The sequence below is a fragment of the Synechococcus sp. A15-62 genome (assembly GCF_014280075.1).
Lineage (GTDB): Bacteria > Cyanobacteriota > Cyanobacteriia > PCC-6307 > Cyanobiaceae > Parasynechococcus.
The window spans coordinates 846616-869755 of sequence record NZ_CP047950.1 but is presented as its reverse complement, the minus strand read 5'-3'; the positions used below and the strand labels follow the sequence as shown (position 1 = coordinate 869755).

Genomic DNA, 23140 nt, shown 5'->3' with positions numbered 1-23140 from the left:
CAGACCAATCAGGAGATCGACGCAAAAGTCAGAGGATCCTGACCTTCTGTTTCATGCCGTCCGCAACCAAGGCGCTCACCATCGGAGATCTGGAGGCTGGATTCTCGACCTACTGCCAAGCCCTGCGTCGCCTTGTGGCCGATGGACGCGATCTCAACGCCATTCGCCGGACGGTCTGCTGGGATTACCTCAACAGATTGCACACCTCGCTTCCGAAGGATTACCGCTCTCCCGATGAACTAATCCAGCGGTTCCAGAAGGAGGCATCACCTGCTCAAGCAGACTGATTCAAGCCACACCGTCCCTGTGCTGAGCTCCATCCTTCGCTGCTGCATTGGTGCGTTTCTTGTGCTGCTGCTGAGCCTTGGATCAGGCGGTGCATCGCTGGCCGCCGGACCGGATGCCAGCACCGGCGCCCTGTTGTTCGAACAGCACTGCGCCGGATGCCACATCAACGGCGGCAACATCATTCGCCGAGGGAAAAACTTGAAGCTGAAGACCCTCGAGCGTGAGCAGATCGCAACGGTGGACGCCATCGCAGCCATTGCCCGTGAAGGTCGAGGCCAGATGAGTGGTTACGCCGACGTTCTCGGGAGCGAGGGAGATCAGCTTGTGGCGGAATGGGTGCTCATGCAGGCTCAGAACGCCTGGACCCAGGGATAAACCTCAAGCGCCGTCCAGATTCCCTGCTTCCAATAGATGTCGTCCTCAACCAGCTTGCGAACGACGTCGAGGCTGTCTGCCTCGAAGATCCCGAAAACATGGGTGCTTCCCTCAGTGGGTCCGAGCGTGACCAGCGTTCCCTGATCTTTCAAGCCCTGAAGGCGAGCAAGATGTTCATCACGATAAGGAGCACGCTTCACAAGAGCATCCGTGCAGTAAGTGCCCCACAAGACGAAACGTGCCATAGCGAAGGATGAAATACCGAAGAACTTTTCAGAGAAAAATGATGGCATAACGACTTGCACAAACGCTATGTTGTGAAGGTTGATTTCTCTCGAAAGCGATGCTCACTGGGAGCGACCTTCTCAATAAAGTCAAAGACCTTGGTGACGTAAGCAAGTCTGATCTTGTTCGTGCCTGTGGCTATGTCTCCAATAAAAAGGACGGTGGAGAACGTTTGAATTTCACCGCTTTTTATGAGGCACTGCTGGAAGCCAAAGGAGTGAGTCTTGGCATGGGTGGTGTTGGCGGCGTAGGCAAAGGCGGCCGCAAACTCAGCTATGTGGCCACCGTTCAAGGCAACGGCAATCTGCTGATAGGCAAGGCGTATACGGCTCTGCTCGACCTGAAGCCTGGAGATGAATTTGAAATCAAACTGGGGCGCAAACAAATTCGTCTGACACCTGTTGGTGGCAGTGACGAAGACGAGGAGTGATTCAATCACCGTGATCGATGAACCCCGGCCTTGGCTGGGGTTTTTTCATGCTCTGGTTCGTGCTCTAACCGAATGGCAGCCGTTAAGGCTGATCTGCCGCGGCACGCAGCTCAGCGCAAAAACGACCAGCTTCCTGTGCAATTTCTCCCGGCGATGCTGCAGCCATCCGCTTCACGAGCGCGCTGCCCACAATCGCTCCATCGGAACCCCAGCCCCGAACCTGTCGCACCTGCTCCGCCCCAGAGATGCCAAAACCAACCGCAACAGGAACCGGAGAGGTTTGTTTGAGTTGCTGCACCAAACCTTCAACCCTGCTTTCCATCTGAGCTCGCTCACCGGTGACGCCAGTAACACTCACCAGATAGGTAAAACCGCTGCTGCATTTGGCAATCCGACCCATCCGATCTTGAGGAGTGGTGGGTGCAACCAAGAGCACCAAATCCAAGCCATGACGCTCGGCGATGGTTGACAACCGCTCGGCTTCCTCGAGGGGGAGATCAGGCACCACCAAACCCGCCGCACCAGCCTCCGCTGCAGACTGGCAGAACGCCTCCATCCCCACATTGAGCAGTGGATTGGAATACGTGAACAGGATCACGGGGATCTGTAGCTGACCTTTCAACGACCGCAGCATGTCAAGCACGCCCGTTGGCGTGGTTCCTGCAGCAAGGGCACGGGACGCAGCGGCCTGAATGACCGGCCCATCCGCGAGCGGGTCGCTGTAGGGCATCCCCAGTTCCACCATGTCGGCCCCTGCCCTTTGCAGACTGAGCAGCACATCAGCGGTGACCGCGAGATCAGGATCGCCAGCCATCAGGAATGGCATCAAGGCGAGGCGACCGTCCTGCTTCAGCTGCTCAAAGCGCTGGGCGATGGAAGAGGACTGCTGATTGGGCATCTCAGTCAACCGACCAGGAACAAACTTCGGAAGCCTATGAGTCGACGGGGACCTCACCGTCCGTGGGACCCAAGCCATCAGCCCCAATCTTGCGCAGCAGCGCCTGCTGTTCCTCCTCGGGAAGAGCATCAAAACGGGCTTGAAGCGCTTCAGCTTCCTGTTTGTCGTACACCTCGCGGTAACGACGACGCTGATCCATGTAGGTCATCTGACCGGTGACCACACGAAACAGGTAGGAACTGGTCCACACCACCACAATCACAACCAGCAGGGCCTCCGCAGCAATCCCTGCAGAGAAGCCTTCAAAGCCCGCAGCCTGAAAGACAACCTGGCCCAGTCCTCCAAGCAGGAGGACTGCAAGTCCGATCAGAAGAACTTTTCCACGCGTCAAGTCAGACGTCTCCCTGTCCGCTCAGCCGGAAGTTGAGGAAGGGGGCAAACAAGATCATCCCCGGGAAAAAGAAGAAGACCATGCCATAAATCCCCAGACGCTCCAGCTTGCCCATGCGATGCCAACGCTGGTTCATCCACGCGTACAGGGCGAGGGGAACGACAACGAGGTAAAGGCCGCCCAGAACGGCGTAGGCCAATAAAACCAACAACGTGTCCTGTGGGATTTGAGAAAGCAGGGACGAAAGGTCCAAGGCCTGAGGACAGCTGAGGGAAATCTAAGATGTTCTGGCGGGGGCATGGCGGAATCGGTAGACGCACGCGACTTAAAATCGCTTGGGCCGAAAGGCCTGTGGGGGTTCAAGTCCCCCTGCCCCCACCACCAGGCGTCAGGACGGCAGCAACTCAGCGAGCTTGGTGCGGAAGTCTCCCTTGGGCATGCCACCCTTCAGTTCTCCCTCAATTGAAAAATCTCCATCGGGATCGTTCACCAACAGGTAGGTGGGCCAGCCCATGCCCTCCTTGTTGGGGTACTGCTTGAGCAGGATCTTCCGGTATTTGCGATACATCTCTGTGTCCTGCAGCATCACGGAGATAAAGCTGCAGCCGAGTTCCTCGGCCACCTTCCCGTCGTAGTGACTCATGCGGTGACAGGTGCCGCAATCTTCAGAGCTGAACTTGATCAGGTGCATCGGCAACGGCCCAGGACAGGATCTCTCCAGCATGGAAAGGAACCAGTCCGTTAACAAGTTCCGGCACGAGATGATCACGCCGTTGCAACGTAATGCGATGGGTGTTGGCTGGAAGCTTGTAGAAAGCCGGCCCATTCAGGCTGGTGAAGGCTTCGAGATGCTCCAGAGCGCCCTCCTGATCAAAAACCTGGGCGTAGCTCTCCAAGGCGAAGGGCGCATTGAAGATGCCGGCGCAACCGCAGGCACTTTCCTTGGATGACCGTTCGTGGGGTGCCGTGTCGGTGCCGAGAAAGAAGCGTGGGTCACCGCTGGTGGCCGCCCGGCGCAGGGCTTGACGGTGGCATTCCCGCTTGGCCACGGGGAGGCAATAGAAATCACTGCGCAACCCACCGGCGAACATCGCGTTGCGGTTGATGTGCAGATGGTGGGGGGTGATGGTGGCGGCAAGATGGCGGTCCGCTGAGCTGACGTACTGCACCGCCTGTTCAGTGGTGATGTGCTCGAACACAACCTTCAGCTCGGGATGACGCTCCCGCAGCGGTTCCAGATGGCGTTCGATGAACGCTGCCTCACGGTCAAAAATGTCGATCTCGGGATCCGTGACTTCACCATGGATCAGCAAGGGCATGCCGATCCGGGCCATCGTTTCCAGCACAGGATCGATCTGCAGCAGATCTGTCACCCCTGCGGCGGAGTTGGTGGTGGCGTTGGCGGGATAAAGCTTGGCGGCAGCGAAAACACCCTCTCGAAAACCCGTCTCCAGCTCGGCAGGAGCGATCGAATCGGTGAGGTACGCCGTCATCAGAGGGGTGAACTCCAGATCAGCGGGGCACGCCGCCTGAATGCGATCGCGGTAGGCCTCTGCAGCCGCCACCGTGGTCACCGGGGGACGCAGGTTGGGCATCACGATGGCTCGCTGAAAACGGCGGGCTGTATGGGCCACAACCTGGTTCAGCATCTCTCCATCGCGGAGATGCACGTGCCAATCATCTGGAGCGATGATCGAGATCTGATCAGACATTCAGCGGCAAACCGTTCACGGCAAGGCGCAGGGCATCGAGGCGATCACCGGTGATGTGGCTTTGGGGGAGCCGATCCAACAGTTTCAGCTTCTGAAGACGCTTCTCCGTGCTGCCCGTTGCACCGACCAGGAACACCTTGCGTCCTTCTTCAATCGCTTCCTTCACGGCATTCTCGAGGGCAATCGCAGCGGTCACTCCCAAGTGGGACACCTCGGAGAGGTCGAAGACCACGGCCTGACAATTGCCGATGGCGTTGTGCTCACGCGAGATGGCCTTGGCCACGCCGAAGATCATCGGACCAGCGAGCTGGAACAGGAGAACCTTGCCGGAGGCCTGATCCAGCAACACCTGCTCTTCATCGGTCAGCTCCACATCGTCATCGGCCGTGCTGATCGTTTTCACTTTTCTTGACTGCAAGGCGCTCATCCGATCAATGGTGAGCACGTTGGCCACGAAAACTCCGATACCCACAGCAGTGATGAGATCCACCAGCACCGTGAGCGCAATCACGCCGTAAGTGATCACCGCAGCTTTCACCGAGAGATGGTGGGCCCGTTGGAGGAAATCCCAATCGATGATGTCAATACCCACCTTCAGGGCGATGCCCGCCAGCACAGCAAGGGGAATCGTGGAAGCAAGGGGCGCGGCGGCCAGAACGACCACCATCAGAATCAGCGCCCGGACAATGCCTGACAGGGCCGAACGTCCGCCGGCCTGAATGTTGACCACGGTGCCCATCGTGGCTCCCGCCCCAGGCAGTCCGCCAAAGACGCCCGAAGCGATGTTGGCCAGACCCTGACCCACCAATTCCTTGTTGGAGTTGTGCTCCGTGCGGGTAAGGCTGTCGGCCACCACGGAGGTGAGCAAGGCATCGATGCAGCCGAGCATGCCCAGCACTGCGGCATCCACGAACATCAAACGCAGCTGTCCGCCTGAGAAGGTGGGCACATGCAGGCTGGGAAGCTCAGCATTGAACGGCGGAATGGTCTTGAGGCCTGCGTCGTGGAACAAGGTCATCGACAGCACCGTTCCCAACACCAGCGCCAGCAGCTGCGGCGGGCAGAAACGCTTCACTCTGGCGGGGGTGAACCAGAGGATCGCAACAGTGATCAACGCCAGCGCCAGCTCCATCGGCTGAATGCCAGCAATCAAGCCCGGAAGGTTGGACAGGGTTCCCATCACCCCGCCAGATGCGGTCTGCCCCAGGAAGGCGGGCAGCTGGAGAATCACCAAGATGGCTCCAATCCCCGACATGAAGCCAGAGATCACCGTGTAGGGCATCTGGGTGACATATCGACCCAGACGGAAGACGCCGAAAAGGATCTGAAACAGACCCGCCAGGATGACCACGGTGAAGGCCATGGCCATGGCCGTTTCCTTGTCCGGAGCTGTGGCGGTGAAGCTCAGGATCACCGAGGTGAACACCACGGTCATTGGACCTGTGGGTTCGGAGATCAAAGTGGGCGTTCCACCGAAAAGAGAAGCCACCAAGCCGATGATCACGGCGCCCCAAAGCCCGGGAGCAGGGTCACCCGTGGCGGCAACCCCGAAGGCCAGGGCCATCGGCAGAGCAATCACCGCGGCGGTCACGCCGCCAAAGGCGTCACCACGCAGGTTGCTGATGCTGATCCGGTTCAACAAGGTTTCTTATCTATTACCCAGGTGAGTGACCTTAGGTTGATTCCCCTCAAAGCACAATCCCCGTACACCTGATCTCGCTCCATGCCTGAATTCCTCCAGGCCTCGATCCAAGTGCTGCTGGGCATCGGGCTGCTGTTCGGTGGCGGAGAACTGTTTGTTCAAGGGTCCGTCGCCATGGCGGTGATCTTTGGCATCCCCCAGCTCGTGATCGGCCTCACGGTGGTTTCCCTGGGCACCAGCGCCCCGGAACTGTTCGTGAGTCTGAGCTCAGTGCTGCAGGGGGCTGACGCGCTCGCCGTGAGCAATGTGGTGGGCAGCAACATCTTCAACGTGATGGTGGTGTTAGGCAGCAGCGCCCTTGTCCTGCCGTTGCGCGTCGAAAGCCGTCTGGTACGACGCGATGTTCCTCTGATGATTGCCATCTCGGCGGCGGTCTGGGGCATGGCCTCAGCAGGACGGGTCACCTGGCAGGCGGGCCTGGCCTTGCTGTTGGGGCTTGTGATCAACACCATCTGGGAAATCCGCACCGCCCGTGAACAACCTGACGACAGCGGCAGTGCTGAACCCGAGATCGAAGAGGACGCGGCGAGCGGCGGCTGGACCCTTGCCGTCCTGCGGCTGATCGGAGGCATTGGAATCCTCACCATCGGATCCCGTGTACTGGTGAGTGGCGCCACAGCAGCAGCCACCTACCTCGGGGTGAGTGAGGCGGTGATCGGTCTGACGATCGTTTCCGCCGGAACCTCAATGCCGGAATTGATCACCTCCCTGGTGGCCGCCCTGCGCGGGCGCACCGATCTGGCCATCGGCAACGTGGTGGGCAGCTGCCTGCTGAACCTGCTGCTGGTGCTGGGTGGTGGAGCCTTAGCTGCCGCTGGTCGTGGCCTGGAGGTCAGCCCCGAATTGATTCAGGACGACCTACCTGTGATGTTGCTCACCAGCCTGGCCTGCCTGCCGATCTTCTGGACGCGCGGACGGATCAGCCGACTCGAAGGTGGACTGTTGCTGGGCTTGTACATCCTTTACATCGTTGACAACGTCCTTCCCCGAACAACCCTCGCCAGTTGGTCAGACGAGTTCCGGCTGTTGATGCTCTGTTTTGTGCTGCCGGTGGTGTTGATCGTGATCATGACCCAGGCGTTGGTGTTCTGGCGCACCAAGACCTAGCGGCATCTCGAGTGCAACCCGTGAGGAGACGAATGGAGTTGCAATTGCACATCTGGTGATGACCGTCTGATCCACCGTGGTCATCCTTGGCGGGTGTCGATCGGCTTGCCGATGCTTGAGCTGCTTCCACCGCTCAACGACAAAAATCTGCCCTGGCTCGACGTCATCCATCCGATCGTCGTTCACTTCGTGATCGCCATGGCCCTGATCACGGTGGTGTTCGACGTCATCGGTGTGATCAGTGGTAAGAAAAACCTGTTTGAAGTCAGCTTCTGGAACCTGATCGTCGCCACCGTGGCGATTTTTGTAGCCATCATCTTCGGCCAGGTGGAGGCCGGTCTTGCCAATCCCTACGGCGCCTCGCGGGACATCCTCAACATTCACAGCACCATCGGTTGGTCCCTGGCCGGCGTGCTGGCCCTGCTCACGGGCTGGCGCTACGTCGCCCGGCAGAAGGATCCGGCGAACTTGCCCAGGGGCTTTCTGGCCCTTGATGTGGTGCTGGCGGGGCTTGTGATCACGCAGGTGTTCCTCGGCGACAAGCTGGTGTGGGTCTACGGGCTGCACACGGTCCCCGTGGTGGAAGCCATCCGTCAGGGGGTGGTGTCGTGACCCACTTCGCCGCGATCGCATCGCCGATCAACGACATCGCCGACTCCCTCGGCGCCAACAACCTTCCCTACGCGATTCCGCTGCACCCCAACCTGGTGCACCTCACCATCGGCCTGTTTGCGATCGCCATTGCCTTCGACGTCGCCGGTGCGTTCTACCCGCTAGAAAAACGGGTGTTCCGCTACTTGGCTCTGCCGGTGACCCGCAGCGGCTTCCACGACGTGGGCTGGTACAACCTCGTCGCCTGCAGCGGCATCAGCTTTTTCACCGTGGCCGCAGGGTTCTACGAAATGCTGCTGGCGGTGCCGTTGCCAGGCATCCGCAGCATCCTCGGCCAGACCGCCATCGACACCATGCTTTGGCATGCAATCGGTGGCGTCGCGATCCTGCTTGTGATCGTGGCCATGACCATCTGGCGTGGTTACCAACGCTTTGTCTGGCGCAAGGACCTGGGCCGTCAAGTGAGCTGGCTTTATCTGCTCTGCGGCATCGGCATGCTGCTGGTGATGGGGCTGCACGGAAGCCTCGGGGCGTGGCTCGCGAGCGACTTCGGGGTGCACATCACCGCAGACCAGTTGCTGGCCGCTGGTGCCGATCTGCAGGAGGCATTGCCATGACCAGCACAGCCCCCAAGAGCGGCCCCAACATCGGCGCCATTGTGGTCATCAGCATCGCGATCGCGATCAATCTCGCCATCGCCAAACTGATGGCGACCTGGTCATACAGCTGGTTTCCGCCGCAGGCCTCCAGCGCAGCGGCGTACGTCGACGATCTGTTCGCCCTGGAAACCGGCATCGGCTCCTTCATCTTCTTCGGCTGCACCGGCGTGATGGGCTGGGTGCTGCTGTTCAACCGGGCCGGCAAATACGACGAAAGCGACGGGGCACCAATTGAGGGCAACACCAGATTGGAGATCATCTGGACGGTGATCCCACTGCTGCTGGTGTTCGCCATTGCCTTCACATCGATGAAGGTGAATGACACCTTGAACGCCCTGGGGCCGAAGCAGAAGTACGCCATCGGTGCCGACACCAGCGCACTGGTCTTGGCCGATCCCTTGGCGCAGGTGGGACCGATCCAGGTGATTGCACGGCAATGGAGCTGGGAATTCAGATATCCCGATGGCGTTCGCAGTTCAGAACTGCACCTCCCGATCGATCAAAGGGTCAACCTTCAGCTGCAATCCGAGGACGTGATTCACAGCTTCTATGTGCCGGCCTTTCGGCTGAAGCAGGACATCGTTCCCGGCAGCATGATCTCCTACAGCCTCACGCCCACCCGGGAGGGGCGCTTCCGATTGCGCGACGCCATGTTCAGTGGCGCCTACATGTCGGTGAATCAATCGAACGTGATCGTCGAATCGGAGCAGGCCTACTCCGATTGGCTGAAGCGTTCGGCCAAGCAAGCCCTGCAACCCGGCCTCGACCCCGGCCGCGTGCTCTACGACCGTCGTATCGCTCGTGGCGACAAAGGCTGGGCCACGGTGCCACCAGCTCCTGCCCCGATGGTGAACGACCCCGGAGATCCCTCCATCCCGCACGACGCCTGAGCCATGACCACCACCAACTACGACCCACGCATCCTCAAGGCGCCGCACCCTGTCCCCGGTGCCCCTGACAACTGGAAGCGCTTCTTCAGCTTCAACACCGATGCCAAGGTGATCGGGATTCAGTACATCGCCACCTCGCTTTTCTTCCTGCTGGTGGGTGGATTGCTGGCGATGATCGTGCGCGGAGAACTGATCACCCCGCCGGCGGATCTGGTGGATCCGAGTGTTTACAACGGCCTCTACACCATGCATGGAACAGTGATGCTGTTCCTGTTCCTTTTCCCGATTCTCAACGGCTTCAACAACCTGTTGATCCCCACCATGATCGGTGCGCCGGACATGGCGTTCCCCAAGTTGAATGCGGCCGCCTTCTGGTTGGTGCCGCTGTTCGCGGTGGTGTTGATGGGGAGTTTCTTCGCCCCCGGGGGCCCGGCGTCATCGGGGTGGTGGTCCTACCCACCGATGAGCCTGCAGAACCCCCTGAACCACTTCATCAACGGCCAGTTCCTCTGGATTCTGGCGGTGGCTCTTTCAGGGATTTCCTCGATCATGGGCGCCGTCAATTTCGTGACGACGATCATCCGGATGCGGGCTCCCGGCATGGGCTTCTTCAAGATGCCGATCTTCGTGTGGACCGCCTGGGCTGCTCAGACCATCCAGCTTGTAGGCCTGCCCGCTCTGACCGGTGGTGCGGTGATGCTGCTCTTCGACCTCAGCTTCGGCACCAGCTTTTTCAGGCCTGAAGGCGGCGGTGATCCCGTGCTGTTTCAGCACTTCTTCTGGTTCTATTCGCACCCCGCCGTGTACGTGCTGGCGTTGCCAGTGTTCGGCATCTTCTCTGAGCTCTTCCCTGTTTATGCCCGCAAGCCCCTGTTCGGCTACCGCTTTGTGGCGATCGCCTCCTTCGGCATCACCTTTCTCAGCCTGATCGTGTGGGTGCACCACATGTTCTATTCGGGCACACCGATGTGGATGCGCAATCTGTTCATGGCCACCACGATGCTGATCGCCGTTCCCACCGGCGTGAAAGTGTTCGCCTGGCTGGGAACCCTCTGGAAAGGCAATCTCCGCCTCAGCACCCCGATGCTGTTCTGCCTCGGTGGCCTGTTCAATTTCATCTTCGCCGGCATCACGGGCGTAATGCTGGCCACCGTGCCGATCGACGTGCACGTGGGAAACACCTACTTCGTGGTGGCCCACTTCCACTACGTGATCTTCAACACGATCGGCTTCGGTGTGTTCGCCGGGATCTACCACTGGTTCCCCAAATTCACCGGCCGCATGTATTACGAAGGCCTGGGCAAGGTGCACTTCGCACTCACCTTCATCGGCGCCACCCTCAACTGGTTGCCCCTGCACTGGGCTGGGCTGCTGGGGATGCCGCGCCGGGTCGCCTCCTATGACCCTGAATTCGCTATCTGGAATGTGATCGCCAGCATCGGTGCCTTCATGCTTGGCGTCGCCTCGATCCCCTTCATTCTCAACATGGTGAGCTCCTGGGCCCGGGGGCCGCAGGCTCCTCCCAACCCCTGGCGGGCCATCGGCCTGGAGTGGCTGCTGCCCTCGCCGCCACCGGCTGAAAACTTCGAGGACGACATCCCCACCGTGATCAGCGAGCCCTACGGCTATGGCCTGGGCCACCCCCTCGTCGAAGACGAGGAGTTCTACGTGCGCCGTTCCCAGGAGGCCTGAGCCAATGACCAGCGTCAATCCCGATCTGCAGCTGAATCACACCCCCGGCCATGTGAAGCACGACGGCCACAACATGACCGGTTTTGTGATCTTCCTCTGCTCCGAGAGCGTCATTTTTCTGGCCTTCTTTGCCGGCTACGCCGTGCTCAAGCTCACTGCCCCCCAATGGCTACCGGATGGTGTTGAAGGACTGGAGGTGCGCATGCCGCTGATCAACAGCGTTGTTCTGGTGAGCTCCAGCTTTGTGGCCTATTTCGCTGAGCGCTATCTGCACAAGGGCAACCTCTGGGGCTTCCGTGCTGCGTGGTTCCTCACCATGGCGATGGGCTCCTATTTCGTTTACGGCCAGTACATCGAATGGTCGGAACTCACATTCAGCCTCAGCAGTGGTGTGTTCGGCGGGATGTTCTATCTGCTCACGGGCTTTCACGGCCTTCATGTGATCACCGGCATCCTGCTGATGGGCCTGATGTTGGCGCGTTCGTTTGTTCCCGGGAACTACGACAAAGGCGAGATGGGCGTTGCTGCGGTGAGCCTGTTCTGGCACTTCGTTGATGTGATCTGGATCCTTCTGTTCCTTCTGATCTACGTATGGCAGTAAAGGGGTCCGCTTCGGAACAGAACATCCAGGCCTTAAGCACTCCACTCAGAGCATTCAGCAACTCAGCAAGTTAAAAAAGAAGACTTACGGGCCTTGACTTACCTCACAGAGAAATACAGCTAAAAAAGAATGATGGTTTCATGCATTAAGATGACTGGAAGAGATGTTCAATGAATAGATCCGACCACTTGTTTACCTTATGCCCAGTCAGATTTTACTGTGGGCGCTTATCTCAGCACTCGTTTACATCAAATTGGAGTGCGCCATGTCTTTGCAATACCTGGCGACTACATAGCCAGCTGGGTGGAATCACTTGATGATCCACAGACATCCTTTGGCCTCCAACGCATACATCCGAACAATGAAATGTGTGGAGCATATGCAGCTGATAGGTATGGCCGCTCAACTGAAAAAAGTGTTGGCTGCGTAGCATTTACCTATGGCGTTGGATCACTGAATGCAGTGCAGCCTGTCGCAGGCGCTTTTGTTGAGAATGTGCCATTGGTTATCATTGATGGCGGCCCCTCTCAAGCACAGCTTAATTCGCATCGTGATCAAGGGATGCTTTGGCATCACATGATTGATGGCACAGGAGTTGACCGCCACATTTTTCAAAACATAACTGCAGCTTCGGTACGAATTGACAATCCAAAAACAGCACCTGAACTGATAGACGCCACCCTAATAACGTGCATAACAAAAAGCAAGCCTGTCTTTATTGAATTGGCAATTGATATTGACAAGCAACCATGCGGATCCCTGCCAACAAATCAGCTTGACTTCTCTCACCCCCTACAATCCAAGAAACTATTAGACGAAGCCATAGATGCTATTTTTAATCGAATCTGCAACTCTAAAAATTTAGTTGTAGCTGCCGGCTCAGAAATATGCCGCTTTAGAGCACAGAAGGAACTAGCTGAACTGCTGAAATCTTTAGACACTCCATATGTAACCAGCTTATTTGGCAAAAGTGTTCTGAGTGAGTACAGAACCGATCTCAACTTTTCCGGGGTTTACAACGGGAAAAATTCTCAGCCAAATGTTTTAACCCTTGTGAATGAGTCAGACTGCTTGCTGAGCCTGGGGATCATGTCAAGCGACTTTAACTTTGCTGGAATGCAAAATACTGATGACCCTAATTCTGTAAAAGATGCAATCAATACTGAAAAGCTTATCGAATACAAAGAAGGGGCTGTCCAAGTTGGAATGTCTCGCAGCACCTACTGGGGCGATGTTAATTTGAAGCTACTAATCCGTGGCCTGACCGAGAAATGCCTCGCTAGCGGCATAACTGGCCGGAACAACTATCGAAAATTCGAAGGTTCACCATGGAATATTCCAATGACAAGCGAATTTGGAGACAATAATCAGCTCACATGGGACAGTTTTAAATCACTCTTACACCATAACTACTTGTCTCAACACAGCGAGGAAAGCGCACCAATTGTCCTTGCAGACACTGGCCTAAGTTTTTACGCATTTAATAATATTAAGTCACCCCAAAATGGATACATCGCGCAGATTGCATGGGGTGCAATTGGATATTCACCTGCGGCGAGCTATGGAGTCAAACTTGCCCGGCAGACCTTCGAAACAGAAAAGAGGCGTACGATCAGTATTTCCGGTGATGCCGCATTTGCTCAGAGCGTCAACGCGATCGGAACAATCGCCGAACTTGGCTTAGATTCAATTATATTTGTTGCAGACAATCGTGTCTATGGCGTCGAGCAGTGGCTCGTCAATGCTGAAATCTATAAATCGTCTGATAGCAGAACTGTTTCTGAAAAATTTCTACCCATGTGCCAAGTCCCTCAAGGACACATATGGAACTACTCAAAATTAGCCGCCGCATTCGGCGGGGTTGGCTACGTAGCACACACCAACAACGATCTTGAGCAGATTCTGAACCGCCTTGCCGGTAATAATACTGATCCCCTAAACCTCAGCCAGAAAGGCAGCGCAGACGAGAGCAATGCTTTGCGTTGGGAAAATGGAGTACCTATTACAAATAGGAATGCATCTGCTCAAGAGAAGCAAACTTTTGTGCTTGTTGCAGTTCAGGTTGTTCCAGATCAACTACCCAGCAACGTCGCATGGAAGGCTTCAACTTGAAGAAAAACACATTTTTTGACTTCATCGATTAACAACCTCCCAATTTTTGCTTTGCAGTGCGGTGCATGTTTGCCCAGCCCACATCAGAAAGAGCAGTGCGGGTGTCATGGGTCAGACGTCACCGTGGGACTGAAGGCCTGTCGTGAGGGAGGCGTTCAAATCCGGAATATCTACCTACCGTTCAGGAAGGTGATTTACGTCTGATCAGGGCATGACACAGACGTGGCACATCCATGATTTGCCCCTCTAAAACGCCTTCCAGAGCTGGCGTTTTCCTACTGATCTACGTGTGGCAGTAATTCCATGATCATCGACGACAACCACTACGACGTAATCGTGATCGGCAGCGGCGCCGGAGGGGGAACCCTTGCTGGAGCCCTGAGCCGCAAGGGCAAGACCGTACTGGTGCTGGAACGCGGCGGGGCAATGGCCCTTGAAGACCAGAACGTCGCCGACGTGGATCTGTTCCGCAAGGATCGCTACCACCCCAAGAGCGAACGCTGGTTCGGCCCTGACGGCGATCCCTTTGCACCGCAAACCACCTACGCCCGCGGCGGCAACACCAAGATCTGGGGCGCGGTGCTGGAACGCATGCGCGAAAGAGATTTTGAGGAGGTTGCCCTTCAAGACGGCATCTCACCGGCATGGCCCCTGGATTACGCCGAACTGGAGCCTTACTACCAACAGGCCGAACAGCTGTATCGGGTGCATGGCAAAGCGGGGGTTGATCCCACCGAACCCAAACGCAAGGGAGATTTCCTGGCTCCACCCAAGACCATCGAACCCTTCCTCGAACCCCTGCGTGGCGCCCTCCAACGTCAGGGCTGTCGGCCCTACGACATCCCGATCAGTTGGTCGGACGACGCCGATGATCCCAGCGGTGATGCCCAGTTGTTCGGGCTGCAGGTGGGTGAACCCAAACGGCTCAACGTGCTTGACAACGCACGGGTGTTGCGCCTGCACGTGAATCCCAGCGGCCGAGCGATTCGAGGAGTGGAAGCGGAGCTGAACGGCGATTCCTGGCTGTTCAGCGCAGACGTGGTGGTGCTCGCTGCGGGGGCGATCAACACGCCGGCCATCCTGATGCGCTCGGACAATGCCCACCATCCCAAGGGCATCGGCAACGGGTCTGATCAGGTGGGCCGGAACCTGATGAATCTGCAGCTCACCTCAATCCTGCAGCTGGCCACGGAACGGAACAGCGGCCGCTATGGACGTTCACTGGGAATCAACGACTACTACTGGGGAGACAAGAACGTCAGTTTTCCACTGGGCCACATTCAGGCCGCCGGTGGCGTGCTGCAGGACGCGCTGTTTGCCGAGTCACCACCAGTGCTCTCGCTAGTGACCAAGCTCATCCCCGACTTCGGTTTGGAGCGCCTGGCCTCCCGCTCGGTGGCCTGGTGGGCCATGACCGAAGTCCGACCGGATCCCCACAACAAGGTGTGGCTCAACAACGAGCAGATCAGGATCAACTACATCCCCAACAACCGCGAAGCCCACGACCGGCTTGTGTATCGCTGGATCGACACCCTTAAAGACGTGGAAAACGACCCGATCACCAAGGTGGTGCTGAAGGCCCCCACCCATGCCCGGGGGGAAGCCCCGCTCAGCGTGGTGGGCTTTGGCTGCGGCACCTGCCGCATGGGTGAAAACGCCGCAAGTTCCGTGGTGGACCCTCAGGGCAAATGCCATGAATTGGAGAATCTCTACATCGCCGACAGCAGCGTATTTCCCAGTTGCTCGAGCGTTGGCCCTGGCCTCACGGTGATCGCCATGGCGCTCAGGCTTGCCAACCACCTGGCCTGACCGAGAACGCGATTGCTTACATCGTCACGAACTCTTCGGAGACGGAGGGATGCAGCGCCATGGTGCGATCGAAATCAGCCTTGGTGGCGCCCATCCCTACGGCAATCGCCGCCATCTGAATAATTTCGGCAGCATGCTCACCCACCATGTGGCAGCCCAGCACCCGATCGGTGTGCTTCTCCACCACCAGCTTGAGCAGACAGCGGGGGCCCGAGGCGGGCAGGGCCCGCGCCATGGAACGGAACCGGGCGCGATGCACAACAACACCATCCACACCATGGCGTTCGATGGCTTGTTCTTCCGATAGGCCAACGGTCGCCAACTCTGGATCGCTGAACACGGCACAGGCCACCAGATCGTGGTTCACCTGGCGCTGACGCAAACCGAAGACGCTGTCGGCGAAAGCACGACCTTCATCAATGGCCACAGGCGTGAGGTTGACCCGGTCGGTGACATCGCCGACGGCATGGATGTGGGGAACCGAAGTGCAGGAGTTGGCGTCGACAGTGATGCGGCCGTTGTCGAGCGCAACGCCAGCAGCGTCCAGCCCAAGATCCGAAAGCCAAGGGCGACGCCCGGTGGCCATGAACACTCCCCCGCAGTCCAAGGACTGACCATTCCCCAGACGAGCCGTCAGCGAACCGGGCTCACCCTCCACAGCCACCACCGTGTGCTCCAGCAGCACGTCGATGCCCTGCTCACGCATGCCATCAAGCAACGTGTCCGCCAACTCGGCATCAAATCCCCGCAGCAAGCGCGGACCACGCACCACCTGAGTGACCGCAACACCGAGGCCTCGCAGGATGCAGGCGAACTCACAGGCGATGAAACCGGCCCCCACCACGACCATCGCTGGAGGGAAATCCTTGCGCAGGAACATGTCATCACTGACCCAGGTTTTTTCAGTGCCTGGAATGTCCGGACGCTCCGGACGACCACCAACCGCCACCAGAAACCGCGGGGCCGTGAGTTCCTCCCGCACGGGCCCACCACGTTGATCGGAAATGCCGATGCAATCTGGTGCCGTGAAGCGTCCCCAACCGGAGATCAACTGAACTCCGGCCTTCTCCAAGAATCCGAGATGGAGTGCATTGAGCCGATCCACCTCGGAGCGAACCCGACGCAGGAGATCAGGCACATCCGAACGCACCGCACCGATCTCAAGGCCATATGCCGATGCATCCGCCAGTTGATGGCGGGCCTGGGCGCCATAAACCAAAAGCTTCTTGGGAACACAGCCGCGGATCACGCAGGTGCCGCCGACGCGATCTCCCTCCACGATCGCAACGCGGGCTCCGTGACGGGCCGCACGTTTCGCAGCGGCCAGTCCACCGGACCCCGCCCCAAGAACAATCAGATCCAGATCAGCGCCCATAAAGGCAGAGTGCCCGAGACGACGGGCGTCATCGTAAAGATGGCGTTATGGTCCGGGGAAGAGGGCCGTAACGCCCAAGACGAGTCGGTCGTACTTCAACCGCGTCCTTAAACCATGAACCGTTCTTCCAAGCGCCGCAGGCAGCCGCCTGAACCTGAACTGCGCCTCAAACGATCACAACGCCGCGAGATCGTGATGATGATTACCAGCGACGACATGAAGCTGCGGCTCAAACAGCTGGCTGATCAGGGCCGCCAGCAGGACTGTCTGGCACTGATGCACGAACTGGGCGACTGGCAGTCCTATGGACGGTCAAAGCTTGCGCCGATCCTGCATGCCCCTTTCATCGGAATCAGCTGAACCCCTGAGTTGGTCGGAACTGGCCAGCCTGGCAACGCCGGAACCGAATCGGATTGAAGGGCCGACCAGTGCCCAGGCCAGGTTGCGCCTGTTCGAACAGCCTGAATCCAAGGTGATGGTGACGCTGTACCGCGACCACCACGCCTGGTGCCCCTACTGTCAAAAAATCTGGCTCTGGCTGGAGTTCAAGCGCATCCCCTACCGGATCCGCAAAGTCACCATGCGTTGCTACGGCTCGAAGGAGCCGTGGTTCCTGGAGAAAGTGCCCTCGGGGATGCTGCCGGCCCTGGAGCTCAACGGGCGGCTGATCACCGAAAGCGACGACATCCTGCTGGCCCTCGAACAGCAGTTCGGCCCCCTGGGCATGGCAATGACAGCACCGGAAGCTCTTGCACTGCGCCGTCTTGAACGGCTGTTGTTTCAGGCCTGGTGCATCTGGCTGTGTTCACCACGGCTGAGCCAGAGGCAACAGGTTCTGGCCCGCGAGCAGTTTCATGGCATCGCCCAGCGCTTTGAAAGCGAGCTCACACGCATGGAAGGCCCATGGCTGCGGGGGCTGGAGCCGCAGACCGTGGATTTGATCTTTGTTCCCTACGTGGAACGGATGAATGCCTCGCTGGCTTACTACAAGGGATACCGGCTGAGGGCTGAGCATCCAGCCATTGACCGCTGGTTCCGTGCCCTGGAGCAACTGGAGACCTACCGCGGCACCCAAAGCGACTTTCACACCCATGCCCATGACCTGCCTCCCCAGATGGGCGGCTGTTGGTCGGACGATGGTGAAGAAGCGAAGCGCCTGGCTGAACGGATCGACCGAGGTGATGGCCTTGGCGAGGACGAAGCCTGCTGGGATGCAGACCATCAAGCCGATCCGGCCGTCATCGCCCTGAGCCGGGTGCTGCGACATCAGCAGCGGCTGCGCGACGTGAATCCCATGGGTTCTGCAGCCTTTGACCAGCCCCTGCGCTGCGCCCTCACCCGGTTGGTTCGCAACACACCCTGCCCGCCTCCAGCGGGGAGTGCCGCCGGGCTGCGTTATCTGCGCGACCGCATTTCGGTTCCAAGGGATATGCCACTCCCGGCAGCGCGACTGCTGCGTCAGGCCCTCGAAGCCACCGCCCAGCTGGATGGTCCTGAGCAGGCCAATCCCTTGCCGGTAAGGGATCGCTTTGATCAGGATCCCCGACCCTTCTTGATTGGGTCATAGTGCGGGGGCGTCAAGACTGAGTCGTGCCCCTGCGGCTGCCCGCCTACCAACCGATCCCAGCCCCCGATCGGGGAACTGAACTGATCGAGGTGTCTGCATCGCAGCTGCAGCCGACCCAGTGGTGTGTGGGTCTGGCGGAGATTTGGTCGCGCGAAAAAGATTTCGCCCAGGACACCCGTCAGCAGCGTCTTGACTACCTGCGCGGCAAACCGGTCCCATTGATCCGATCTGCCGATGGCGCGATGTGGATGATGGATCGGCACCACCGGCTGCGAGGCCTGATCGGCATTGATCCAGGTGCCACGACCTGGGCTTACGTGGTGCAGGACCTCCCAACAGCCGACCGAAGTGGTGTGCTGGCTTATCTACACAACCAAGGCTGGCTCTACCTTTACGACGGACGAGGCAACGGTCCGCACCCTGCCGATCAGCTGCCCACGAGCCTGCTGGGGCTGGACGACGATCCCTACCGGAGCCTCGTATGGAAGCTGAAGCAGGAGGGTTGGATCAAACCTCAGCCCCTGATCCCGTATCACGAGTTTCGTTGGGGTGCATGGCTGCGCAGCCGCCCCCTACCCCCCTTCAGCTCCAGGCGACTGGAGCCAGCTCTAGCAGCAGCACGCCAGCTGGTGTGCTCTGCCGCTGCACAAAACATGCCGGGCTGGAAAGGCGACAAGAAAGCCTGCCGCTGATCAGCGCTTCTTGCGGGAATCGATCTGCAGCAGATCCTTCACCTTCTGCACCTGACCGGCGAGCTGGGGGTCGGAAGCCAGTTTTTTCTCCACCTGCTCGATCGCATACATCACCGTGGTGTGGTCCTTTCCGCCGAAGTTGTCGCCGATCCTCGGCAGGCTGAGGTCGGTGCCCTGGCGCATGAGGTACATACCCACCTGACGGGCCTGGCTCACGGCGCGGCGACGGGTGCTGCTGCACATCTCCTCTGCCGTGACATCAAACACCTCAGAGACCTTGTCGATCACCTGTTGCGGCGTGACCTCGACCCCCTGACCCGTGGGGTCGAGCATCGGCGCCACCGATTCCACGGTCATCGGCAAGCCCGTGATGGAGGCGAAGGCCACGGCCCGGGTCAGGGCCCCTTCCAACTCGCGAATGTTCGAAGTGAAGCGGCCGGCGATGTACTGGATCAGATCACGGGGCAGCGACATGCGCTCCTGCTCCGCTTTCTTCTGAAGAATCGCCATGCGTGTCTCAAGATCAGGCGACTGAATGTCAGCGATCAGGCCCATCTGGAACCGGGAGATCAGGCGCTGCTGCAACCGCGGAATCTGGCTGGGGGGGCGATCACTGGCGATCACCACCTGACGTCCTGCCTCATGCAGGGCATTGAAGGTGTGGAAGAACTCCTCCTGGGTGTACTCCTTGCCTTCGATGAATTGAATGTCGTCCACCAAAATCAGATCGGCGGCGCGGTAGCGATCGCGGAAGGCCTGCATCCCGTCCTTGCGAATGGCCTGAATCAGGTCATTGGTGAAGGTTTCGGTGGAGACATAGGCCACCCGAGCCCCGGGGTCGATTTCCAGTCGGTAATGACCAATGGCTTGCATCAGGTGGGTTTTGCCCAGGCCCACACCGCCGCAGATGAACAGGGGGTTGAACTCCCGGCCCGGTGCTTCGGCCACAGCCAGAGCCGCCGCATGGGCCATCCGGCTGTTGGGGCCGACCACAAAACGGCCGAACACATAGCGGGGATTGAGCCCAGGCAGATAGCGCCGTTGGGAGCCGTTCCGGGCCGGAGCCGATGCCGACTCCTGGGCCGCTGGCGGCGGCCCCACATCTGCAGCGGCTGAGGCCTCATCGGTGGCGTCCGGCAGCGGCAGGGCGGTTTCCGCCAGAACCGTCACCTGGACGGGCTGACCGCTGATGCTGCTGGCCATCTCGGCGATCGTGGGCAGCAGCTGTTCCCGCAGACGAACGCTGGCAAAGGGATTCGGGGCCAGAAGCTTCAGCTCTCCATTGGCAAAGCCGCTGCAACCCGTGGGGCGAATGAAGGTCTCGAAGGTGGGCTTGCTCAGCTTGGCCTGCAACCCATCCCGCACCTTGATCCAGAGCTCTTCGCCCGTCTGCGCCAAAACCACCCATCTCCCGAGCGCTGAATCTACGCATGCCGATCCGCTCAGGCCGTCTTAAATGCATCAGCACACATCTCGTCGTGATGCCCAACGCCCAGCATTGGCTTGCCATCGCCCTGGCCGGAAGCGCACTCTCCGGTTGCAGCCTGATGAGAGACCAGCTGGGCCTGACGCCCAAGCCACCGATGACAGCGCCACCGGTGGTGCACGATCAGCCCCGCAGTGCTCCGCTGCAGCCGGGGGACAACGTGATCGTGAAGGCGGTGGATCGCGTCGGCCCTGCCGTGGTGCGCATCGATGTGGTGAAGGAGATCTCAAACCCCTTCGGAGGGATGTTCGGCATGGGTCCCTCCAGCCAGCGGCAGCAGGGCCAAGGCTCCGGCTTCATCACCCGGACCAGCGGCCTGATCTTCACCAATGAGCACGTGGTGCGTGGTGCTGATCAGGTGGCCGTTACCCTTCCGGACGGTCGCAACTTCAAAGGCAAGGTGCTCGGCACCGACCCCCTCACCGACGTGGCGGTGGTGAAAGTGGTGGCCGACAAGCTGCCGGTGGCGGCCCTGGGCAACTCCGACCAGCTCAAGCCAGGGGAATGGGCCATTGCCATCGGAAATCCGTTTGGGCTCAACAACACCGTGACCGCCGGCATCATCAGCGCCGTCGATCGCACCGATGCCCTTGGCTCCGGACGACGGGTGCCCTACATCCAGACCGATGCAGCGGTGAACCCCGGCAACAGCGGCGGCCCCCTGATCAATGCCAGCGGTCAGGTGATCGGCATCAACACCGCGATCCGTACTGCCCCCGGCGGCGGCTTGAGTTTTGCGGTTCCCATCAACCTGGCCAAGCGGATCGCGCAACAGATCGTCAGCACCGGTCAGGCCTCCCATCCCTTCATCGGCGTGCAGCTGATGCCCCTCACCCCGCAGCTGGCCCGGGAGATCAATGCCACCAACAGCGCCTGCAGGGTTCCCGAGGTGAATGGTGTTCTGGTCAAGGAGGTGGTGAAAGGCACACCGGCCGCCGCAGCTGGCATCCGCCAGTGCGATCTGATTCTCAAGGTGGAAAACAACCCCGTTCAAACGCCCACCGACGTTCAACTCGCCGTGGACCGCGGCCAGGTGGGAGAACCGATGCAGCTCACCATCCAACGCAACGGAGAGGACCTGACCGTGGAGGTGCGCCCGCGAGAACTGCCTCGCAACAACTGAAATGGTGGAGATCGTCGTGATGGCCCGCTGGCCATCACCGGGCCGATGCAAACGCCGCTTGAGCTGCGATCTCAGCCACGCGCTGGGCTTGTCCAACAGCAGCGAGCGCGCCACAAGGATTCAGTGGCGGCTCACGCAGCACACCGCTGCGGTGGTGCGCGGCCTGGCCGGCGCCATGGAGATGAAGCCGGTGCTGGCGGTGAACGGGCTCGGGCCCCGGGCTGCCACGCGCTGGGGGCAGCAGCTGGGGCTGGGGCAGGTGCGGTTGCAGGGGAGGGGGCAACTCGGCACCCGATTGCGACGGCAGTTGATGCACGGCCATCACCAGCACAGGCCCTGCCTTGTGATCGGCACTGATCTGCCCGAACTCAATGCTGATGATTTGAAGCAGGCCGTTGAGCACCTGGAACACCATGATCTGGTGCTTGGACCAGCCTCCGATGGGGGGTACTGGCTGCTGGGGATCGGCGCATCCCTGATCCGCAGACCGCAGCACTGGCCGCTGATCGGCATTCCCTGGGGCGGCCCGACCGTGCTGGAGGCAACGCTGGAGGCGGCGCGCAGACCGCAGCTGTCATGCACCCTCGTGCCCCAACGGAATGATCTGGATCACTGGAGCGATCTCAAGCCATGGCAGGGCTGAGCGTTGTGATTCCGACCCTGGAGGAAGCCAGCAGGCTGCCGCTGCTGCTGGCGGATCTGCAGCAATGGCCAGGAGACTTGGAGGTGATCGTCTCCGACGCAGGCAGCCGGGATCAGACCCGAGTGGTGGCGCAGCTGGCCGGTGCCAGCGTGCTCGACAACCCGCACGCCGGACGGGGGCCACAGCTGCGCTGGGGCGTCGACCACAGCTCCCATGCCTGGGTGCTGGTGCTGCACGCTGACAGCCGCCTTCCGGGCAGCTGGCATCAAAAGGTGGTGAGGGTTCTGAACAGGCCGGAGGCTCACCTGAGCGCCTGGTTCTTCAACTTCAACGTGGATGCAGAGGGGCGGCCGATGCTGTGGCTGCTGAAGCGGATGGTGAACCTGCGCAGCCATTGGCTGCAACGGCCTTACGGCGATCAGGGCCTGTTGATTCAGCGCCAGCTGTATGAGCGGGTGGGCGGCTACAGGCCCCTGGCGCTGATGGAAGACCTGGACCTGGTGGAACGCCTGAGCAAGGTCGCTCCCCTCCGTTCATTGAACTGCTCCCTGCTCACCAGCGCGGAGCGCTGGCAGTCGCGGAGCGTGCTGATGCAGGCCTGGCGCAATGCCCGGCTGCGCTGGCTCTGGCGGCAGGGCCGATCAACGGAGCAGCTGTTGCGGATCTATCGGCGTTGAAGGATCCGATTCCG

26 protein-coding genes and 1 tRNA gene are annotated in these 23140 nt (G+C 59.6%); 18 read left to right on the top strand and 9 right to left on the bottom strand.

The annotated features are described in order from the left end of the window. Positions 1-53 precede the first annotated feature (53 nt). Positions 54-287, top strand: a complete 234-nt coding sequence (locus SynA1562_RS04795) for a DUF3136 domain-containing protein (protein ID WP_114988622.1) — start codon at positions 54-56, stop codon at positions 285-287. 19 nt (positions 288-306) lie between these two features. Continuing rightward, positions 307-663 (top strand): c-type cytochrome, encoded by a 357-nt coding sequence (locus SynA1562_RS04790; protein WP_186494956.1) that lies wholly within the window; start codon positions 307-309, stop codon positions 661-663. Here the strand turns inward: SynA1562_RS04790 and SynA1562_RS04785 are convergent. Beyond that, a complete protein-coding gene (locus SynA1562_RS04785) occupies positions 639-908 on the bottom strand; it encodes a YciI family protein (protein ID WP_186495317.1) in 270 nt (89 codons plus the stop codon). The genes SynA1562_RS04790 and SynA1562_RS04785 overlap by 25 nt on opposite strands. A gap of 98 nt (positions 909-1006) precedes the next feature. Here SynA1562_RS04785 and SynA1562_RS04780 point away from each other — a divergent pair, with 98 nt between their 5' ends. Beyond that, positions 1007-1378, top strand: coding sequence for an AbrB family transcriptional regulator (locus SynA1562_RS04780; protein ID WP_186494955.1), 372 nt, complete (start codon positions 1007-1009; stop codon positions 1376-1378). An 82-nt stretch (positions 1379-1460) separates the two neighbouring features. On the opposite strand, the gene trpA is transcribed toward SynA1562_RS04780, so the two are convergent. From trpA to SynA1562_RS04765, 3 genes are read right to left on the bottom strand one after another with little or no spacing between them, the layout of a single operon-like run. Next, positions 1461-2276 carry a tryptophan synthase subunit alpha gene (trpA, locus tag SynA1562_RS04775; RefSeq protein WP_186495316.1) on the bottom strand — a complete coding sequence of 272 codons (816 nt, stop codon included), beginning with the start codon at positions 2274-2276 and terminating at the stop codon, positions 1461-1463. Positions 2277-2310: 34 nt separating this feature from the next. After that, positions 2311-2667: a DUF3007 family protein gene (locus SynA1562_RS04770; RefSeq protein WP_186494954.1), complete on the bottom strand. Its 357-nt coding sequence runs from the start codon at positions 2665-2667 to the stop codon at positions 2311-2313. Position 2668: 1 nt separating this feature from the next. Next, complete coding sequence (locus tag SynA1562_RS04765; RefSeq protein WP_186494953.1) at positions 2669-2920, bottom strand: NAD(P)H-quinone oxidoreductase subunit L; 252 nt, start codon at positions 2918-2920, stop codon at positions 2669-2671. 39 nt (positions 2921-2959) lie between these two features. On the opposite strand from SynA1562_RS04765, the gene SynA1562_RS04760 reads away from it, so the two are divergent. After that, positions 2960-3048: transfer RNA gene (locus SynA1562_RS04760), tRNA-Leu, on the top strand. A 7-nt stretch (positions 3049-3055) separates the two neighbouring features. Here the strand turns inward: SynA1562_RS04760 and SynA1562_RS04755 are convergent. From SynA1562_RS04755 to SynA1562_RS04745, 3 genes are read right to left on the bottom strand one after another with little or no spacing between them, the layout of a single operon-like run. Then, on the bottom strand, positions 3056-3358 hold the full coding sequence (locus tag SynA1562_RS04755) for a thioredoxin family protein (RefSeq protein WP_025362365.1): 303 nt from the start codon (positions 3356-3358) through the stop codon (positions 3056-3058). Beyond that, positions 3333-4379, bottom strand: a complete 1047-nt coding sequence (gene pyrC / locus SynA1562_RS04750; protein ID WP_186494952.1) for a dihydroorotase — start codon at positions 4377-4379, stop codon at positions 3333-3335. Before pyrC ends, SynA1562_RS04755 begins: the two co-directional genes overlap by 26 nt. Further along, complete coding sequence (locus SynA1562_RS04745; RefSeq protein WP_186494951.1) at positions 4372-6021, bottom strand: SulP family inorganic anion transporter; 1650 nt, start codon at positions 6019-6021, stop codon at positions 4372-4374. The genes pyrC and SynA1562_RS04745 overlap by 8 nt, the downstream gene beginning before the upstream one ends. Before the next feature lie 81 nt (positions 6022-6102). Here SynA1562_RS04745 and SynA1562_RS04740 point away from each other — a divergent pair, with 81 nt between their 5' ends. The 8 genes from SynA1562_RS04740 (at position 6103) to SynA1562_RS04705 (ending at position 15563) form a co-directional block, all read left to right on the top strand. Continuing rightward, on the top strand, positions 6103-7188 hold the full coding sequence (locus tag SynA1562_RS04740; protein WP_186494950.1) for a calcium/sodium antiporter: 1086 nt from the start codon (positions 6103-6105) through the stop codon (positions 7186-7188). A 111-nt stretch (positions 7189-7299) separates the two neighbouring features. After that, positions 7300-7800: a DUF2231 domain-containing protein gene (locus tag SynA1562_RS04735; RefSeq protein ID WP_186495315.1), complete on the top strand. Its 501-nt coding sequence runs from the start codon at positions 7300-7302 to the stop codon at positions 7798-7800. Then, positions 7797-8417 carry a DUF2231 domain-containing protein gene (locus tag SynA1562_RS04730; protein ID WP_115082052.1) on the top strand — a complete coding sequence of 207 codons (621 nt, stop codon included), beginning with the start codon at positions 7797-7799 and terminating at the stop codon, positions 8415-8417. The genes SynA1562_RS04735 and SynA1562_RS04730 overlap by 4 nt, the downstream gene beginning before the upstream one ends. Further along, complete coding sequence (locus tag SynA1562_RS04725) at positions 8414-9349, top strand: cytochrome c oxidase subunit II (RefSeq protein WP_186494949.1); 936 nt, start codon at positions 8414-8416, stop codon at positions 9347-9349. Before SynA1562_RS04730 ends, SynA1562_RS04725 begins: the two co-directional genes overlap by 4 nt. 3 nt (positions 9350-9352) lie before the next feature. Further along, entirely contained in the window at positions 9353-11041 is a 1689-nt protein-coding gene (locus SynA1562_RS04720; RefSeq protein ID WP_186494948.1) for a cbb3-type cytochrome c oxidase subunit I, read from the top strand. A 4-nt stretch (positions 11042-11045) separates the two neighbouring features. Continuing rightward, complete coding sequence (locus SynA1562_RS04715; RefSeq protein WP_186494947.1) at positions 11046-11642, top strand: heme-copper oxidase subunit III; 597 nt, start codon at positions 11046-11048, stop codon at positions 11640-11642. 219 nt (positions 11643-11861) lie between these two features. Beyond that, complete coding sequence (locus tag SynA1562_RS04710; RefSeq protein WP_186494946.1) at positions 11862-13754, top strand: thiamine pyrophosphate-binding protein; 1893 nt, start codon at positions 11862-11864, stop codon at positions 13752-13754. A gap of 303 nt (positions 13755-14057) precedes the next feature. Next, the gene (locus SynA1562_RS04705) at positions 14058-15563 is read left to right on the top strand and encodes a GMC oxidoreductase (RefSeq protein ID WP_186494945.1); all 1506 of its coding nucleotides are present in this window, start codon (positions 14058-14060) and stop codon (positions 15561-15563) included. Between the two features lie 16 nt (positions 15564-15579). Here SynA1562_RS04705 and gorA read toward each other — a convergent pair whose 3' ends face one another. Beyond that, positions 15580-16938 (bottom strand): glutathione-disulfide reductase, encoded by a 1359-nt coding sequence (gorA, locus tag SynA1562_RS04700; protein ID WP_186494944.1) that lies wholly within the window; start codon positions 16936-16938, stop codon positions 15580-15582. Positions 16939-17052: 114 nt separating this feature from the next. Between gorA and SynA1562_RS04695 the strand changes: the two genes are divergently transcribed. From SynA1562_RS04695 to SynA1562_RS04685, 3 genes are read left to right on the top strand one after another with little or no spacing between them, the layout of a single operon-like run. Next, positions 17053-17298, top strand: a complete 246-nt coding sequence (locus SynA1562_RS04695) for a hypothetical protein (protein ID WP_186494943.1) — start codon at positions 17053-17055, stop codon at positions 17296-17298. Continuing rightward, positions 17273-18505, top strand: a complete 1233-nt coding sequence (locus tag SynA1562_RS04690) for a glutathione S-transferase family protein (protein WP_186494942.1) — start codon at positions 17273-17275, stop codon at positions 18503-18505. The genes SynA1562_RS04695 and SynA1562_RS04690 overlap by 26 nt, the downstream gene beginning before the upstream one ends. A gap of 23 nt (positions 18506-18528) precedes the next feature. After that, entirely contained in the window at positions 18529-19197 is a 669-nt protein-coding gene (locus SynA1562_RS04685) for a ParB-like protein (protein WP_186494941.1), read from the top strand. On the opposite strand, the gene dnaA is transcribed toward SynA1562_RS04685, so the two are convergent. Continuing rightward, positions 19198-20595 (bottom strand): chromosomal replication initiator protein DnaA, encoded by a 1398-nt coding sequence (gene dnaA, locus SynA1562_RS04680; RefSeq protein ID WP_186494940.1) that lies wholly within the window; start codon positions 20593-20595, stop codon positions 19198-19200. Between the two features lie 83 nt (positions 20596-20678). On the opposite strand from dnaA, the gene SynA1562_RS04675 reads away from it, so the two are divergent. From SynA1562_RS04675 to SynA1562_RS04665, 3 genes are read left to right on the top strand one after another with little or no spacing between them, the layout of a single operon-like run. Next, positions 20679-21806, top strand: coding sequence for a trypsin-like peptidase domain-containing protein (locus SynA1562_RS04675; protein WP_255445738.1), 1128 nt, complete (start codon positions 20679-20681; stop codon positions 21804-21806). Position 21807: 1 nt separating this feature from the next. Continuing rightward, positions 21808-22449, top strand: coding sequence for a TIGR04282 family arsenosugar biosynthesis glycosyltransferase (locus tag SynA1562_RS04670; protein ID WP_255445737.1), 642 nt, complete (start codon positions 21808-21810; stop codon positions 22447-22449). After that, positions 22437-23126 (top strand): TIGR04283 family arsenosugar biosynthesis glycosyltransferase, encoded by a 690-nt coding sequence (locus SynA1562_RS04665; protein WP_186494938.1) that lies wholly within the window; start codon positions 22437-22439, stop codon positions 23124-23126. The genes SynA1562_RS04670 and SynA1562_RS04665 overlap by 13 nt, the downstream gene beginning before the upstream one ends. The last annotated feature ends 14 nt before the right edge of the window (positions 23127-23140 follow it).